The organism is Actinomadura sp. 21ATH, from assembly GCF_041951345.1.
Lineage (GTDB): Bacteria > Actinomycetota > Actinomycetes > Streptosporangiales > Streptosporangiaceae > Spirillospora.
Genome location: NZ_JBGNUR010000010.1, coordinates 1 through 16,874 on the forward strand (window position 1 = coordinate 1; position 16,874 = coordinate 16,874).

The 16,874-nt window shown below is 73.4% G+C and carries 14 protein-coding genes and 1 pseudogene; 12 read left to right on the forward strand and 3 right to left on the reverse strand.

What is annotated here, in order from left to right; all coding sequences use genetic code 11:
* The 6 genes and pseudogenes from ACA361_RS26160 to ACA361_RS26185 all read left to right on the forward strand — a co-directional run.
* The coding region (locus ACA361_RS26160; protein WP_375016003.1) for a transposase at positions 1-409 on the forward strand (409 nt) is incomplete at its 5' end.
* Positions 410-505: 96 nt separating this feature from the next.
* On the forward strand, positions 506-1,042 hold the full coding sequence (locus tag ACA361_RS26165; RefSeq protein WP_375016005.1) for a hypothetical protein: 537 nt from the start codon (positions 506-508) through the stop codon (positions 1,040-1,042).
* Positions 1,043-1,412: 370 nt separating this feature from the next.
* A complete protein-coding gene (locus tag ACA361_RS26170; protein ID WP_375016007.1) occupies positions 1,413-2,645 on the forward strand; it encodes an acyl-CoA thioesterase/bile acid-CoA:amino acid N-acyltransferase family protein in 1,233 nt (410 codons plus the stop codon).
* 360 nt (positions 2,646-3,005) lie between these two features.
* A pseudogene (locus tag ACA361_RS26175) lies at positions 3,006-3,440 on the forward strand (Tn3 family transposase); the annotation flags it as partial.
* A 27-nt stretch (positions 3,441-3,467) separates the two neighbouring features.
* Positions 3,468-4,264, forward strand: a protein-coding gene (locus ACA361_RS26180) for an IS5 family transposase (protein WP_375016462.1) whose coding sequence is annotated in 2 segments (ribosomal slippage) — positions 3,468-3,803 and positions 3,806-4,264 — 795 coding nt in all. Because the reading frame shifts where the segments join, the coding sequence is not laid out codon by codon here.
* A 122-nt stretch (positions 4,265-4,386) separates the two neighbouring features.
* Positions 4,387-4,920, forward strand: a complete 534-nt coding sequence (locus ACA361_RS26185) for a hypothetical protein (protein WP_375016009.1) — start codon at positions 4,387-4,389, stop codon at positions 4,918-4,920.
* 3 nt (positions 4,921-4,923) lie between these two features.
* On the opposite strand, the gene ACA361_RS26190 is transcribed toward ACA361_RS26185, so the two are convergent.
* Positions 4,924-5,610, reverse strand: a complete 687-nt coding sequence (locus ACA361_RS26190; RefSeq protein ID WP_375016011.1) for an SMI1/KNR4 family protein — start codon at positions 5,608-5,610, stop codon at positions 4,924-4,926.
* Positions 5,611-5,619: 9 nt separating this feature from the next.
* Positions 5,620-6,639: a hypothetical protein gene (locus ACA361_RS26195; RefSeq protein WP_375016013.1), complete on the reverse strand. Its 1,020-nt coding sequence runs from the start codon at positions 6,637-6,639 to the stop codon at positions 5,620-5,622.
* Between the two features lie 279 nt (positions 6,640-6,918).
* Between ACA361_RS26195 and ACA361_RS26200 the strand changes: the two genes are divergently transcribed.
* Positions 6,919-8,961, forward strand: a complete 2,043-nt coding sequence (locus ACA361_RS26200) for a PQQ-binding-like beta-propeller repeat protein (RefSeq protein WP_375016014.1) — start codon at positions 6,919-6,921, stop codon at positions 8,959-8,961.
* An 11-nt stretch (positions 8,962-8,972) separates the two neighbouring features.
* The gene (locus ACA361_RS26205) at positions 8,973-11,120 is read left to right on the forward strand and encodes a serine/threonine-protein kinase (RefSeq protein WP_375016016.1); all 2,148 of its coding nucleotides are present in this window, start codon (positions 8,973-8,975) and stop codon (positions 11,118-11,120) included.
* A gap of 49 nt (positions 11,121-11,169) precedes the next feature.
* On the opposite strand, the gene ACA361_RS26210 is transcribed toward ACA361_RS26205, so the two are convergent.
* The gene (locus ACA361_RS26210) at positions 11,170-11,988 is read right to left on the reverse strand and encodes an NmrA family NAD(P)-binding protein (RefSeq protein WP_375016018.1); all 819 of its coding nucleotides are present in this window, start codon (positions 11,986-11,988) and stop codon (positions 11,170-11,172) included.
* 96 nt (positions 11,989-12,084) lie between these two features.
* On the opposite strand from ACA361_RS26210, the gene ACA361_RS26215 reads away from it, so the two are divergent.
* From ACA361_RS26215 to ACA361_RS26230, 4 genes are all read left to right on the forward strand, one after another.
* Positions 12,085-12,699: a TetR family transcriptional regulator gene (locus tag ACA361_RS26215; RefSeq protein WP_375016020.1), complete on the forward strand. Its 615-nt coding sequence runs from the start codon at positions 12,085-12,087 to the stop codon at positions 12,697-12,699.
* A 75-nt stretch (positions 12,700-12,774) separates the two neighbouring features.
* Positions 12,775-13,353, forward strand: coding sequence for a hypothetical protein (locus ACA361_RS26220; RefSeq protein WP_375016021.1), 579 nt, complete (start codon positions 12,775-12,777; stop codon positions 13,351-13,353).
* Positions 13,346-15,031, forward strand: coding sequence for a serine/threonine-protein kinase (locus ACA361_RS26225; RefSeq protein WP_375016023.1), 1,686 nt, complete (start codon positions 13,346-13,348; stop codon positions 15,029-15,031). Before ACA361_RS26220 ends, ACA361_RS26225 begins: the two co-directional genes overlap by 8 nt.
* A gap of 151 nt (positions 15,032-15,182) precedes the next feature.
* Positions 15,183-16,745: an alpha/beta hydrolase gene (locus ACA361_RS26230; RefSeq protein ID WP_375016024.1), complete on the forward strand. Its 1,563-nt coding sequence runs from the start codon at positions 15,183-15,185 to the stop codon at positions 16,743-16,745.
* The last annotated feature ends 129 nt before the right edge of the window (positions 16,746-16,874 follow it).

Here is a 16,874-nt window from a genome sequence, read left to right on the forward strand (position 1 = left end):
CAAGGTGGTGGGCTGGTCAATCGACTCGGCGCAGACCGCCACCCTGGTCACCAACGCTCTCGGGATGGCCATACAGAACCGGCAGCCGCCGCCTGGCACGCTGATACATTCCGATCACGGCGTGCAATACACCTCGTGGGTGTTCACCCAGCGCGCCAAGGACTCCGGCCTGGTCGCCTCGATGGGCTCGATCGGCGACTGCTACGACAACGCCGTCATCGAGTCGTTCTGGGGACGGATGCAGGTCGAGCTGCTCAACCGGCAACGCTGGCGCACCCGCATCGAACTGGCGAATGCGATCTTCGAGTACCTGGAGATCTTCCACAACCGCCGACGCCGCCACAGCGCGCTGGGAATGCTCTCCCCGGGGGAGTACGAGAGGATGCATTCGGCCCAGCAACTGGCATGAGATTCCGGTAACGCGACACCACGGAACCCGGGGTACATCAAGCGTCACCGCACCGGGCAGGATGATGTCCTCGAACGCGAACGCATGGACTTTCTAATGCTGATGCCCAATGGCATCCGTGTCGTCGTCGAAGTCGACGGCCAGCACCACTACGGCGTGCTCGACACCGACCATCCGCGGGGGCGCCGCTACATCGCCTCGTCGCCCAAGTACTCGGAGATGGTCGCTGAAGACCGCAGCCTGAGGCTCGCCGGGTACGAGGTATACCGGTTCGGCGGCCATGAGCTGCTCGCCGACAAGCCCGCCGCCAGCGTCATGGTCGCCGCGTTCTTCGGTGACTTGCTCAGCCCCGAGCGCAGCACCACAAATCCCGCGATAATAAAGGCGACTCTCTCGATGCGAACCACCGGCACCCCTGGGCCGTCACGCCTCCCCGCCCAGCTCGCGATGTGTACCGCCGTGCGCTCAGTGAGCCACCGTAAGCGACCGTTGCTGTACACAGCATTTCCCTTTGGCCTGGGTGGTGCAGTGCTGGGCGAGGTCGATCGCGACCAGGAGCAGGCCAGGTGCGTCGTGCCGAACCCAGCTGCGGTCCTCGTCTTGAGGGTGGAGTCGGTGAGGCCCCGCCCGTAGGCCGCGGCCAACTCCCGCAGGGCCGCGCTGCACGGCCTGCTCCGCAAGCTCTGACCCTCCGGCCTGCCCAGGGCCGCGCGGTACCTCCCGAACGCGGCCCCGGGCGGACCGTCTGCAGACCACAGGGAGCACAGCCCGATGACGCAACCCGACGAGCACACCGCGGGACCAGAACACACCTGGCTGGTCGACGGCCTCTTCCCGGCACAGCGGACGCACTGGGGCCCGCCCTGGGCCTACCCCACCATCGGCGCAAGTCCACGCGGGGCCGCCCCGCCGGCAAGCTCCCACGTTTTGACCCTCGCCCTGGGCGGCCGTTGACACCGGGCGTCCGCAAGATCGACGATGAGGCCTCCGCACGGGAGGCCGAATGCGCGCAGCGAGCGTCGCCGCCGGGGCCCTGCTCCTCGCCGCCGCCGGCTGCGGCGGGCCCGAGAGCACCCGCGCCGTCATTGGCGCGGACGCGCCGGCCGCGGTCGCGGACCGCCCCGTCCGGCTGACGGTCTCCGGCCTGGCGCCCGAGGACGAGGTCACCGTGACGGCCACCGCGGCCGACGCGCGAGGGGCGCGGTGGCGCGGCCACGCGACGTTCCGCGCCGATGGCCGCGGCCGGATCGATCTCGCCCGCGCCCGGCCGCTCTCGGGCACCTACTCCGGGGTCGACGGGATGGGCCTGTTCTGGTCGATGCGCCCGCCCGCCGGTAAGGCCGAGGAAGCCTGGTTCGATCCCGGGTTCTCCGGGGCGGAGCCGTCCTACGACGTGACGGTGACGGTGACGGCGGACGGCCGCCGCCTCGCCCAGCGGACGCTGACCCGGCGGCTGGCGGCGCCCGGCGTCACGCGGCGGACGTTCACGCCGGGCGAGGACGGCGTCTCCGGAGAGCTGTTCCTGCCGCCGGACGGGCGGCGTCACCGGCCGGCGGTGATCGTCATCGGCGGGTCCGAAGGCGGCGACACCGGCCCATACGAGGGCGCGCTGCTGGCCTCGAACGGCCACCCGGCGCTCGTGCTGGCCTACTTCAGGGCACCGGGCCTGCCGGCGGCTCTGAAGGACATCCCCCTGGAGTACTTCGCGCGCGCCGCCCGGCTTCTGGTCGGCGACTTCGGCCGCGTGGTGGTGCGCGGCCACTCGCGGGGAAGCGAGGCCGCGCTGCTGATGGGCCGGCACTACCCAGGCCTCGTCCGCGGCGTCATCGCCTGCGCCCCCTCGGCCGACGTGCTTCCAGGGTTCCCCCGCGGCGGGGACGCTTGGACGCGCGGCGGTCGGCCCGTACCCGGCGGCACCATACCGCTCGACGGCATCAGCGGTCCGGTACTGGCGATCGCGGGCACCGACGACCGGGTGTGGCGCTCGGCATCTTCCGCCCGGCAGATCATGGACGGCCTCGCCGGGACGCGCGACCGGTTCCCGCACCAGGCGGCGGTCTACCCCGGCGCCGGGCACGGCATCTGCAACGTCCCGTACCTGCCCCAGGGCACCGGCATCCCGCACCCCGTCACCGGCGACGCGCTCGCCATGGGCGGCAGCAGGCCCGCGGACGCCGCGGCCCGCGCGCAGGCCTGGTCGAGGATCCTGACGTTCCTCGCCGCCCTCGAACGCTGACGTCCCCGCGCCTGACACAGCACCCACAAGACCCCGACACCCGCCTCGCGCGCCCGTGAGTGCGGCCCAAAAGACCCAAAACCCCTCCAGCCAGGGGCGGCGGGTGCTCGGCCCTTGAGCGGCAACTGATCGGCCAATGGCGTTAGCGAGCCGGGCTGAGCGGAGTTACCGCCGTCCACCGGTCCAGAGCAGGTCGGGACGGTGTTGTTCGGGAAGCCGGGGTGCCCGGTCTTACGGTCGGCTTCAGCTGGGGACCCTTCAGGGGTGCAGCCGGAATACGCCAGAAAGGGATCGTCCGGCCGCGCAGTAGCTGGTGCCTGGGGCAGGGACGTGTGGATTTCGTTCGATGAAGGCCGCTACGGCGGCGTCGTGGTCCCAGGAACCCTGCGGGACTCGCTGTTCATCCTGGACGCCATCCTCACCGTCGACGGCGGGCCGCGCCCCGAGACGGTGGTGACCGACGCCGCGTCCTACTCCGACATCGTGTTCGGGGTGTTCGCGATCTGCGGCTACCAGTTCTCCCCGCGCATCGCCGACTTGGGCGACACCCGGCTGTGGCGCACCAACACCCGCGCCACCTACGGCCCCTTGGACCACATATCCCGCCACACCGTCCGCCTGGACCGCATTCGCGCGCACTGGGACGACATGCTCCGCGTCGCCGGCTCTCTCACCACCGGCGAGGTCCGCGCCTACGACCTGATCCGGATGCTGTCGCGCGACGGTCGCCCCACCGGGCTGGGGGATGCGTTCGCCCATTACGGGCGGATCTTTAAGACGTCATCTCATTTGGCGGATGAGCTGTAGCCTGCGGTCGTGGAGATGGTCGAGCGGTTGGTGCCCGAGGAGTTGTGGGAGTTGTTCCAGCGGGTGGTGCCACCTGCACCGACGCGGCCGCAAGGTGGCGGCCGGCGTCGGCACGGTGATCGTGAGGTGCTGGCGGCGATCATCTTCGTGGCCACCACCGGCTGCACCTGGCAGCAGCTGCCGCCGGTGTTCGGCCCGTCCGGGCCCACCGCGCACCGCCGCTTCACCGAGTGGAGCAAGGCCCGGGTGTGGGCCAAGCTGCACCGCCTGGTGCTGGACGAGCTGGGCGGGCGCGGGGAGCTGGACTGGTCGCGGTGCGCGATCGACTCGGTCAGCGTCCGCGCGAGCAAAGGGGGGAGCTGACGGGCCCGAATCCTGTCGACCGCGGCAAGAACGGGTCGAAGATCCATCTGCTCGTCGATCGTGCCGGACTGCCGCTGTCTGTCGGAATCTCGGCGGCCAACACCCATGACAAGCTCGCGCTGCAACCCCTCGTGCGCGGCATCGCACCGATCCGCTCACGGCGCGGCCCGCGCAGGCGCCGTCCCACCAAGCTGCACGCCGACAAAGGCTACGACTACGCCGACCTGCGGCACTGGCTGCGCGGACGCGGTATCACCCCGCGCATCGCCCGCCGCGGGATCGAGTCCCCGGCCCGGCTGGGCCGGCACCGCTGGGTGGTCGAGCGCACGGTGTCATGGCTGAACGGCTGCCGCCGCCTGCACCGCCGCTACGAACGCAAACCCGAACACTTCCTGGCCTTCGTCGCCATCGCCGCCACGCTGATCTGCCACCGCCGACTCACCAATTGAGACGACGTCTAAGGAGAGCGAGCACGGCCTTCGACCTGCGGTTTGGCATGCGTGGGTCAGAGGTGACCGTACGGGCTAGCGTTGGGTGCGGTTCTGGTTGCTGGAGGTAGGGAGAGCCGGCGGTGGCGCGTTCTTGGCTGTCGATCCGGGTGGAGTTGGTGTCCGGGCATGGGGAGGCGTTCTGGCCTCGGCCGGGGCGGGTGTTCGCGGCGGCTCGGTCGCACACGTTCGCGCAGCTCGGCGAGGCGATCGATGTCGCGTTCGCGCGGTGGGACATGGGGCATCTGCACATGTTCACGTTGGACGGCGGGACGTGCCTCACCCACACGGCGATGTGGGACGGGGAGGCGCCTGACGGGGCGCTGGACAGCGATCTGACGAATCTCAGCCGGTTGAAGTCGGGCGAACGGTTCGCGTACGTCTTCGACATGGGGGACGACTGGACGCATATCTGCACGGTCGGGGAAGAGCGGATCGACCCTGTGGAGACGGTCGGAGTGATGCCCGGCCGGCCCGTGCCCTACTGGGGGTGGGGCGATATCCCGGATCAGTACGCCCGGCGATGGGACGGGGATGATGGCGAGATGAGCGCGCCCAAGCCGCCGGATTCGCCGTTCTCGGACCTGCCGCCGATCTTGCCTGGGTGGGGTGGTTGAGGGTCACGTCGGGGCGAGCTGCCAGTCGCCGGGGAGTGCTCGGCGGGTCTCGTCCAGGGCGCGTTCCGTGCGGGCGCGTACCCAGAGCCAGGCGTCGGAGTCGTCGCGGATCAGGACGTCCGGGGCGGTGAACCAGCGGACCGGTGGGTCCTCGGGCGTCGCCCACATCGGGTAGTCCGGGAGCAGCGGCAGGCGGGTGTAGCGGAGTTCCAGGGCGTTCAGGGTGGCGTCGGATGGCTCCTGGTTGTCGCTGTACGCGTTCTCTCTGAACAGGTTCTCGCTTAGAACGATCTCGGCGGCTGTCAGGGAGAAGCGGTCGAGGAAGGGGCGCCAGGGTTCCGGGGCGATGTACGGGGCGTCGAGCTGGAAGACGACGGGTGGGTCCGGCAGGTGGAGGTCCTGGACGGGGATGCCCCATTGCGCGCACCCCTGGTTCTCGTCGCGGAAGACGAGGGCCTGGCCGGACTCGTCGAAGTGCAGTCCGGCCGGAGGGAGCAGGCGGTCCTGGTTGCTCGTGAGATCGGGGCGCCGTCCCAGCAGCTTGTAGAAGTCGCGTACGGAGGCGGGGAGGCGGACGCCGAGGCGCTCCTCGGCCGCGGAGAGGTCTTCTTCGCTACAGCCGTCGGCGGGGGACAGCGGGGTCGACCAGTCTGCGGCGAAGCGGCGGAGGAAGTCGGCGTCCAGGGGCATGCGGTGACTTTAGAGCGTTGCCTGTCCCCGCATGGCCCGCCACAGCTCTGTCCGGATGCGGGGCCACCGCTCCTGCATTGCCTGCTGGGCGTACCACAAGGTGTCCACCGATTCCGTTCGGTCGCCCACCGCCGCGGCGAATGCCTCGGCCGCGCGCATTCGGTGGTAACGCCGTGTGCGTTCAGGTGAACCGCCGGGCGCGGCATCCAGTTCCTGAGCCAGCCGGAGTTTCATCGCATGGGAGTCGCGCGCCAGTGTGTCTCCGGGCGGTCGGCCGTCCGCGAACGCGTCGAGTACCGCGCCGATGAGTGGCTCGCTGCGGAGGTCCTGCTCGTCGGCGAGCCGGCCGAGTAGCCGGTGGAGGACGGTGCGGCGCGTCGGCTCGTCGGCCATGAGGAACACGGCCGCCAGGTCGGGGTCCGCCGCGGCGAGCATGCCCGGCGGGCGCGGATCGTCCGGGATCGGGTCGTCCAGGACCACCGTCGGATGCGGCCGTCCCAGCCAGGCGGTGTCCAGCCGGACGCCCGTGCGCCGCTCGACCAGGGCCAGCTGCGCCGGATGGTCCAGATCGCCGCTGAGATCGCGCAGCGCGGCGCGGTCCTCGTCGAGGGCCGTGGGCTGCTCGCCGCCGGGCTGCTGATCGTCCAGATACTCCAGTCGGGTCAGCAGCCTGCCGAACGCGGCGTAGCAGAGCAGGCTGCGCCCGTTGGCGTCGGCCCACCACGAGCCGTGCACCACCGCGCCGTCCGACAGCCACCGCAGGACCTCCTCACGGACGCCCTGGGCCTCGAACGTCTCCACGAGCAGTACGGCCGGTCCCGCTTGGTGGAGGTGCACCACCGGGAGGTCGTCGTCATCCCGACCCGTCCGGGTCTCGATGCCGGCCGGGTCGGCGCCGAGCCGTCGTACCGCATCGGCCACGGTCACCGGCCCGGTCAGCGGTTGTACGACCGTCCAGCGCAGCAGCTCCGACATGTCCGGTGCCTCTTCGAGAAGCCGCCGGTACCACGCCACGTCCGCGTCGAGCATGGCCGGGAGTCTCGCAGCCGGACATCGGACCTGTCAGTCGAAGCGGTCAGGGCGTCCCCAAGCGGCAGGCCACTGCGGTGTCCGTCGTCCGCGGGGAGGGTGCTTCTGCATGCCGGGAGACGCTTCAGCGAAGCCCGTGCACCGCCTGAGTTGATTCCGGCGTCGCGCTTTGGGGTGGCGCTATAAGGTTCCTCTGCGAACGCGGAGGGGTGCCGTGCGTGGCCGTTCTGCGGGTGATCGGTCGGCGGGGTGCCCGTGTTCTTGGAGGGTCGGTCCGGTATGGAGGGGTTGCTGCCGGAGGATCCGCGGCGGATCGGTGGGTACCGGGTGGTGGGGCGGCTCGGGGCGGGCGGGATGGGGCAGGTGTTCCTCGGCCGGTCGGCCACCGGGATGCCGGTCGCGATCAAGGTCGTGCATGCCGAGATGGCCGCGGATCCGCGGTTCCGGGCGCGGTTCGCGCGGGAGGTCGCGGCGGCGCGGACGGTGAGCGGGGCGTTCACCGCGCCGGTGATCGACGCTGATCCGCAGGCGGCGGCGCCGTGGCTGGTCACCGCGTTCCTGCCGGGGCTGTCGTTGCAGGACGCGGTCGCGGAGCACGGGCCGTTGCCCGTGCCGGGGGTGTACGCGCTGGGGGCGAGCCTGGCCGAGGCCCTCGTCTCCATCCATCGGGCGGGGATCGTCCACCGGGATCTGAAGCCGTCCAACGTGATGCTGGCGCCGGACGGGCCGCGGCTGATCGACTTCGGGATCGCGCACGCGGCCGAGGGGATCGCGCTGACCCGGGCGGGCGCCGTCATGGGGTCGCCCGGCTATCTCGCGCCGGAGCAGGCTCGCGGGCTGCCGACGGGTCCGGCCGGGGACGTCTTCTCGCTCGGGGCGGTGCTCGCGTTCGCGGCGATGGGGGAAGGACCGTTCGGGCGCGGGAACGTGCACGCGCTCATCTACCGGGTCGTCCATGACGAGCCTCGGCTGGACGGGGTCGCGGACGCGGAGCTGCGGGAGCTGGTCGCGGAGTGCATGGCGAAGGACCCGGCGCTGCGGCCGGGGCCGGAGGCGCTGCTGCGGCGGCTGGTTCCGCGGGCGCCGGAGGCCGCCGTGCTGCGCGGGACGGGCTGGCTGCCCGGCGAGATCGCGGCGGCTGTCGAGCGGAGCCCGAAGGACGCCGGGCGTGCGTTCGGGCGGCGCCGGGTCCTGCTGGCGGGCGGGGGCGCGGTGGCGGCGGTCGCGGCGGCGGCCGGTGGCGGTGTCCTGCTGGCGGGACGCGGCGAGCCGCGGGCGGCCGCGCGGACGCCGGGGGCGAGCGCGTCCCCGGTGAGCACGCCCGCGCCGGCCGAGGCGAAGGTGCTCTGGGACTACGAGACCAGGTCCTACCTGCTGGAGGAGGACCCCGGCGCGGGGGCGGGGATCGTGTTCGCGAACGGGACCTCGGGCGCGTACGTCGCGCTGGACGCCCGTACCGGCAAGCGCCGATGGGGGCGGGCGGAACGCGAGGGTACGGCGTCCGCGTGGACGGGCGCGGTCGTCGCGGACGGTCTCGTCTACACGGGGCTCGCGGACGACGCGTTCGGTGCCCTGGACGCGCGCAGCGGCGCGGTGCGGTGGCGGTATCCGGTGCCGAACGCGGCCGAGGGGCTGCCGGTGGTGATGGGCGGGACGGTGTACGTCGGCAGCCGGGACGACGTCCTGCACGCCATCGACCGGGCCACCGGGGCGCGGCGCTGGTCGCGGCGGCTCAAGGGGGCGCGGCCCGCGGCGGCCGACGGGCTGGTGTTCCTGCATACGGGCAAGGAGCTGCACGCCCTGGACGGGGCAACGGGCAGGACGCGGTGGCGGCGGGCGGTGGCGGAGAAGGACGCGCTGGGCGTGGCCGTGCAGGGCGGTCTGGTCTGCTGCCGTGCGGAAGGGGCCGAGCTGGTCGCGTTCGACGCCCGTACCGGGGCGAGGCGCTGGAGGTTCCTCGGGGGTTCCGGGATCGGGGTTCCGGCCGTCGCGGGCGGCGCGGTCTATGTGGCGGACGGCAGCGCCAACATGGTCGCTCTGGACGCCGCGTCCGGCCGGGTCCGCTGGCGCTTCCCCGCGGGGGACGGCGGGGCGGGGCGGCCGGTCGCCGCCGGCGGGCTCGTCTGTTTCGCCGGGCGGGAGGCGGTATGGGCGGTCGACGCGGGAACGGGACGCGGCAGGTGGAAGTACGAGCCCGCCGAGAACACCCGTTCGGACGTGGTCGTGGCCGGCGGCGCGGTCTGTTTCAGCAGCGGTGATCTGAACGTCGACGCCGTCGAGCGTTCGCGCTACCACCTCACCGCTCTGGCGCTCGGGGCCTGAGGAGGCGCGCGATGGAACCGTTGCGGCCGGGAGATCCGGCACGGGTCGGGGCGTACCGGCTGGTGGCGCGGCTGGGGTCGGGCGGCATGGGCCGGGTCTTCCTGGGCGTGTCGCCGGCGGGGCGGAGCGTGGCCGTCAAGGTCGTGCACGCGGCGCTGGCGGGGGACGCCGGGTTCCGGGCGCGGTTCCGGCGCGAGGTGGCGGCGGCGCGGGCGGTGAGCGGGGCGTTCACCGCGCCGGTGATCGACGCCGATCCGGAGGCGGCGGCGCCGTGGCTGGTCACCGCGTACCTGCCCGGGCTCTCGCTGCAGGAGGCGGTCGGCGGGTACGGGCCGCTGGCGCCCGGCGCGGTACGGGTGCTGGGCGCGGGCCTGGCCGAGGCGCTGCTGGCCGTCCATCGCGCGGGGGTCGTGCACCGGGATCTGAAGCCGTCCAACGTGCTGCTCACCCGGGAGGGGCCGCGGGTCATCGACTTCGGTATCGCGCGGGCGGCCGAGGCCAGCGCCGTGACGCGGACCGGCATGACGGTGGGGTCGCCCGGCTACATGGCGCCGGAGCAGGCCGAGGGGAAGGAGACGGGCCCGGCGGGCGACGTGTTCGCGCTCGGCGCGGTCCTGACGTTCGCGGCGACCGGGGCCGGCCCGTTCGGGCGGGGCGAGGCGCACGAGCTGACCTACCGGATCGTGCACGAGCCGCCGTCGCTGGACGCCGTCCCGGACGCGGAACTGCGCGAGCTCGTCGCGGCCTGCCTGGACAAGGACGCGCGGCGGCGTCCCGCGCCGGAGGAGGTGCTGGAGCGGCTGGCGGCCGCGATGCCCGCCGCGCCGCACGGCACGGGCTGGCTGCCCGGGCCGGTCGCGGCGGGCATCACCGAGCGCGCCACGCTGCCGCCGCCGCCTCCGCCCACGCTGGACGCCGCGGCCGCCGGGCGGCGGGGCGTGCTGAAGGCGGGTGCGGCCGGGGCGGCGCTGCTCGCCCTCGGCGGGACCGCCGCCCTGCTGACGGTCCGGACGGTGACGGCCGCCGAAGAGGGGACCTGGTCGTACGCTCCGGAGGACGGCGGCGGGTTCGGCAAGGGCCCGGCCGTCGCCGGCGGGCTCGTGCTCGTCGGGAAGGGCGGCTCCGGCGGCATGGTCACGGCGCTGGACGCCCGTACTGGCGAGAAGCGCTGGTCCGCCGCGCTGCCGACCAGCGCCGGGGTCCAGCGGTGGGAGGTCGCCGGCCACGGCGGCGTCGGTCTCACGGGCGGCCTCTCCAGGTGCACGGCGTTCGACCTGGCCACCGGGAAGTCGAGGTGGTCGGTGTCGTACGACCGGGCGGGCGACTCCAGGCCGGTGCTCGGCGGCGGGCTCGTCCACATCGTGGGCACGGTCGGCGAGCGGATCGAGTCGGGCGACTGGCTGGTGGCCTACGACGCCCTCACCGGCACCGAACGCTGGCGGTTCGACGCGTCCGAGCGGATCCTCGGGAACCCGGTGGTGCTCGGCGGCACGGTGTTCGTGTTCGCCGAGGACGGGACCGGCTACGGGCTCGACACCGCGACCGGGCAGCCGCGCTGGCGGCGGACCCTCGCCGAACGCCCCCAGGACCTGTGGCCGCACGTGGCGGGCGACGGCGGTTTCCACGTCCTGGCCGGGGACACCCTGCATTCCCTGGACGCCGCCACCGGGCGCACCCGGTGGCAGGCCCGGGTCGAGGCCGCCGGGCACACCGGCTCGCCGGCCGTCACCGTCGCCGGAGGCAGGACGTTCGTCCCGTCGGGCGGCGCGGTGAAGGCGTACGAGTCGGCGACCGGCAGGCCGCTGTGGACGTTCGCGCTGCCCGCCGGCGCCGGCCGGAACCGGGAGGTTCCGATGATCGTGCCGGGTGGCGGGCTGGCGTTCTTCCACATCGCCGACGTGCTGTACGCGGTCGACCTCGCGTCCGGGCGGCTGCGGTGGTCGTACGACCGGGGCCTGCGGCAGATCTACGAGCGGCCCGTCCTGGCGGCCGGCGCCGTGCACTTCGCGGGCGGCAGCGCCGTGCACACCTTCGACCTCGGGACGGGGAAGCTGCTGCGGAAGCACCGGTCGCTGCTGGCCACCAACCTGGCGACGGCGAACGGCGTCCTCTACTGGCGCAATCTGGACGGCGCCTTCGCGATCCCCGCGGCCACCTGACGAGCGGGCTCCGGGGGCGCTCCCGGAGCCGTCCCGATCGTTCAGGACCTCACCGGAAGTCGGGGGCGTGGTCCTCGGCCCACCGGGCGTAGGTGCGGGCGGGGCGGCCGGTGATGCGTTCCACCTCGGGGCTCACCTCGGCGGGGCGGTCGACGGAGCCGGCCTGCATGCGGAGCAGGGAGTCGGCGACCGCCGGGGGGATGTGGCCGGCGGTCATGGCTTCGCGGGCCTCTTCCGGGGTGATCTCCTCGTAGGGGACGGGGCGGCCGATCGCCTCGCCGATGAGGCGGGCCTGGTCGGACTGGGTCAGGGACTCGGGGCCGGTCAGGAGGGGCTTGGCGCCCAGCAAGGCGTCGGTGGTCAGGGCCTCGAAGGCGACGGCGGCGATGTCGTCCTCGTGGATCGGGCTGGTGTGGGAGCGGGCGTACGGGCCCCGGACGGTGCCCGTCTCGCGGATCTGCGCGGCCCAGTTCAGGGTGTTGGAGGCGAACGCGCCGGGGCGGACGAACGTCCACTCCAGGCCGGACGCCTCGATCTCGCGCTCGACCTCCAGGTGGTGCAGGCCGATGGTGTTGGCGGGGTCGTCGTCGGCGGCCGCCAGCGAGGACAGCAGGACGGCGCGGCGGACGCCGTGGCCGGCGGCGCGGGGGAGCAGGTCGCCCAGGCCGGTCCAGAACGCGGCCGGGTTGATGAAGATCGATGTGACGCCGTCCAGGGGGAGGTCGGCGGTGGGGGCGACCTCCACGCCGGCCGGGAGGCGGGCGGTGGCGGGGGTGCGGCTCAGCGCGCGGACCTTGTGGCCCGCGGCGGCGAGCCGTTCGACGAGGGGGCGGCCGACGGTTCCGGTGGCTCCGGTCACCAAGATCATGACTTTTCCTTTCGGCGGTCGGGAGCGCCAGTTTCATCCAACTGGATGAAATTGTCAAACAACCGGATGGATGAATGCGTGGCTACGATGAGGGGCGTGGAGAGGACGACGCGGCGGTCGCCGCGGGGTGACGAGCGCAAGACGGACGCCGAGCGGTCCCGGCGGCTGCTGCTGGACGCGGCGCTGGAGGAGTTCGCGGCCAAGGGGTACGCGGGCGCGCGCGTCCAGGACATCGCCGACCGGGCCGGGGTGAACAAGCAGCTCATCAGCTACTACTTCGGCGGCAAGGCCGGGCTGTACCGGGAGATCGGCCGGCGCTGGCTGGAGCGCGAGGAGGAGATCAACGATCCGGACGTCCCGCTGGAGTGCGTCTGGGTGCGCTACCTGGAGGACGCGCAGGCCGATCCGCGCGGCGGGCGGCTGAACGTCTGGCGCGGGCTCACCGAGGACCCCGCCGAGATCGCGGACGTGCCGCGCGAGGACCTCTCCGACCTGGAACGCCGCCAGGGCGACGGCGAGCTGGCGGACGACCTGGAGCCCGAGGCCGTCATGCTGATGATGATGTCCATGGTGACGATGCCGACCGTGATGCCGCACATGGTGCGCGCGGTGTACGGGCTCGACCCGGACTCGCCGGAGTTCAGGGAGCGGTACGCGGAGCAGCTGCGCCGGATCGCCCGCCACCTGTCCGGCCGCCGAGGTCCGTGTTGACCATGGTGAGGAGTGCATCTTTCCGGTGAGTGCCCGCATCTAAGTAGTAACGGGTTATCTCTCACGGGGAGTGTCATGCACCGCTCTTTGCTGGTCGCCGCGGTCGCGACCGGGATGATGATCACCGGCTGCGTGGCCGATCCGCCGTCGCGGCAGACGGCGAAGGTCTCGGCGGCCGAGCGTTTCGCCGGATACGCCGGAGTGGTGAACGAGACCGGGAACTTCCTCGCCGTCGCGGTCCTCGACGGCAAGGCGCGCGCCTTCGTCTGCGACGAGCAGGACGAGGCGTGGTTCGAGGGCTCGGTGGCCAAGGAGGGCGGCATGGTGACGCTCCTCGCGGCCAAGGACCGGAAGCCGGCCGGCTTCTTCAACAGCCTCCAGGGCGAGGGCACGTTCTGGATCGAGGGGCGGCTGCGGACGTTCAAGGCGGCGCCGGTGGACAAGACCGCCGGGCTGTACCGGGCGCAGTCGGCCAACGGGCAGCTCGTCGCCGGCTGGGTGCTGCTGCCGAACGGCGACCAGGTCGGCGTCGCCACCCGGAACGGCGTCAACCAGCCAGCCCCGCCCATCAAGCCCGGCCAGGCAACGGTGACCATCGGCGGCGAGCAGGTCCCGCTCAAGTCCGGGCTACAGCAGCTCAGCAGCGGTGGATGAGCGGATCGGGCCGTACCGGCTGGAACGGCTCCTCGGAAGCGGCGGCATGGGCGTCGTCCACCTGGCCCGCGGGCCCGGCGGCGAGCGCGTCGCGCTGAAGGTCATGCACGCGCAATGGAGCGCGCACCCCGAGTACCGGGAACGGTTCCGGGACGAGGCGGAGGCGGCGCGGCGGGTGGCGCGGTTCTGCACCGCGGCGGTGCTGGACGCCTCGTTCGGCGAACCGGCGTACCTGGTCACCGAGTACATCGAGGGCGAGACGCTGTCCGCCGCGCTGGTCCGGGACGGCGTCCTGGACGGCGGGCGGCTGGAGTCGGTCGCGGTCGGCACGGCCGTGGCGCTGGGCGCGATCCACCGGGCCGGCATCGTCCACCGCGACCTCAAGCCCAGCAACATCATCCTGTCGCCGTACGGGCCCAAGGTCATCGACTTCGGCATCGCGCAGATCGAGAACACCGAGGGCCGGACGGGACCGTTCGTGTTCGGCACGCCGCCGGTCATCGCGCCGGAGCGGTTCGAGGGGCACCGGGCGACGGTGGCCTCGGACGTCTTCTCCTGGGGCTGCGTCGTCGCGTACGCCGGAACGGGGCGCTGGCCGTACGGGAGCGGCGCGCTGGAGGTCGTCCACTACCGCAGCACCAACCGGCCGCCCGACCTGGACGGCCTCGACGTGCGGCTCGCGCCGCTGGTCAGGTCGGCGCTGGCACCGGACCCGGCGGCGCGCCCGACGATCGCCGAGCTCCTGGACGAGATGACGGGCTCGGGCCTGCAGATCACCCAGGCGATGAACCTCGCCGACCTGCCCCGGCCACCGGACGGGGAGGGCGGGAGCGAGGCGCCGCACGCGCCGCAACCGGTGCCGGTGGGCGCCGCGTTCGGGCCGCCGGGGCGGCCGGGTACCGCGACGGAGAGGACGCGGCCGCCGGCCTCCGGAGGCGCGCCCGTCCACACTGGCGCGGCCGGGCCGGGGCTCACCGTGGCACAGCAGGAGGAGACGGCCGGCCGCCGCCGGTGGCCGCGGCGGAGCGTGCTCGCACTCGGCGCGGTCGCGGTCGCGGCGGCCGGTGCGGTGGCGGCCGCGTTCCTCCTGTGGCCGGAAGCGGCGGCGGAGCGGGGGCTCGTCCGCCATGACGACTTCTCCGGGCGGTACTGGTGGCCGGAGGGGCGGTACGCCAGCCCCGTCACCGCGTCGGCCGAACTGGCCGACGGGCGCTACCGGCTGACCGTGGCGAGCCAGGGCAACCTGCCCGCCTCCGCCAACGTCGACACGTCCCGCCACGATGACGTCCTCGTGTCCGCCAGGGCGAGCGGGACGGGCGCGTACGGCGTGTGGTGCCGCGGCAACCCGCCCAGGCGGCCGACCGCGAAGTACGAGTTCCACGTGACCGGCACGGGCGAGGCCGCGATCGTCAAGCGGGCGCCGGCCGGCCAGGGGACCGACCTGGTGCCGTTCCGCCGCGCCTTCACGCCGGCCTCCACCAACCACATCGAGGCCCGCTGCCGGAACGCGCCGGGCGGCGGCGTCCGCCTGACCCTGACCGTCAACGGGCGGCACGCCGCGACCGCCACCGACACGTCCGCCCCGCTGGGACCGGGCGCCGTGGGCGTGATCACCCATGCCCGCGACGTCCCGGAGGCGGCGGCCGCGTTCGACACGTTCACCGTCGAAGCCCCATAAAGCATCACCCAAACGACGCGCCCGACCGCGCGCGGCGCCGTCATGAGCGGCGGCTTCTGGACCTGGCCGCCTCCTGAGCGGGGGCTGGCACTACCTCAGGTGGGTGGGTGGCCTCACTGGAAGCGGGCGTGGGAATCGATGGGGTAGGGGGATGCTCTTCTCTCGTGCCGTGATGGTGGTGACCGCGCTCGGCGCGGCCGCGCTCGTCGGATGGGCCGGGCCCGCGCCCGCCTCGGGACCGCGGCCGGGGACTCCCCCGGCCGGCCTCTCGCGCTACCTCGCGCAGCGCGTGGACTGGGGGCCGTGCCCGGCCGACGCCGCGGAACTGGGCGAGGCGGGCGCGCGGTGCGCGCGGATCGACGTGCCGCTCGACTACGCCGACCCCGGCGGCCGTTCGATCGAGCTGGCGATCTCCCGGGTCGAGGCGAAGGACAGGGCCCGCCGCCGCGGGATCCTGCTGGCCAACCCCGGCGGGCCCGGCGGCCCCGGGCTGGAGTTCGCGGCCGCGCTGCGTTCCACGCTGAAGGACGTGGCGGACCGGTACGACCTGATCGGGTTCGACCCGCGGTTCGTCGGCCGCAGCACCCCGATCCACTGCGGCACCGCCCCGCCGGCGCCCGCGACGCACTCGCGCAGGGAGGCCTTCGAGGCGTCCGTGCGGAACGCCGCCGACACCGCGCGGCGCTGCTTCGAGCACGCCGGCAACGCGGCGCTGCTGCCCCACGCCTCCAGCCGCAACGTCGCCCGCGACATGGACCTGATCCGCGCCGTCCTGGGCGAGCGCAAGCTGTCCTATTACGGCGTGTCCTACGGCGGCGACCTCGGCGCCGCCTACACCCAGATGTTCCCCCGCCGCGCCGACCGCATCGTGATCGACAGCGTCACCGATCCGGCGCTGACGCAGTACGAGAACTTCCGGGCCGCCGGCCGGGCACAGGAGCGGGGCCTGGACGAGTGGGCCTCCTGGACGGCGCAATACCCGGCCCGGTACGGGCTGGGGTCCACGCCCCGCCAGGTCCGCGGGACGGTCGAACGCCTGGCCGCGCGCGTCGACCGCGGCCCGCTGCCCATCGGGGGCCGTACGATCGACGCCGCCACGCTCGGTCTCTTCCTGCGCCAGATGGTCGCGCACCAGGAGAGCGACCCCGCCCTCGCGCAGGCCGTCCGGAACCTGGTGGACGCCGCGGCCGGCGAGGACGTCGAGCCCGTCCCCGAGCTGCGCATGTGGCTCGACCTGTTCAGCCGGCCGAGCCCGGAGCTGGACAACCAGTTCAACAGCGGCAACGCGTTCTTCTGCGGCGACGGCGGCTGGCCCGCCGGGGGCTGGCCGGCCGACCCCGAACAGCACTGGCGCGACGCCCAGCGCGCCCGCGACACGCAGCCGGTCTTCGCGGCGACGGCCAGTGCCGTGTTCCCCTGCGCGTTCTGGAGGTCCGGGCCCCGCGAGCCCGGGATCGAGCTCGGCAACCGCGTCCCGCTGCTGCTCCTGCAGGCCACCCGCGACAACAACGTCCCCTACGCCGGGGCCGTGGCCATGCACCGCCGGCTCAAGGGATCGCGCATGGTCACCGCCGACGTCCGCTCCCACGGCGTGTACGGGCGCGGCGCCGACGGCCTGACGGCCGTTCCCTGCGCGGACGGCGCGGTCAACGCCTACCTGCGTACCGGAACGCTGCCCGCCGCCGACCTCTATTGCCCCGCCGGGGGACGCTGAGGCGCGTCCTCTCCTTGCTGGGCCGGGCGCCGGCGGCCATCCCTGTGGCTTCTCCGGCGAACGGCGTATCGCTGTCAGTGGTCGCGAGTAAACTCCGCGTGACCGTGTCGGCGGGTGGAGGAGAGCCGC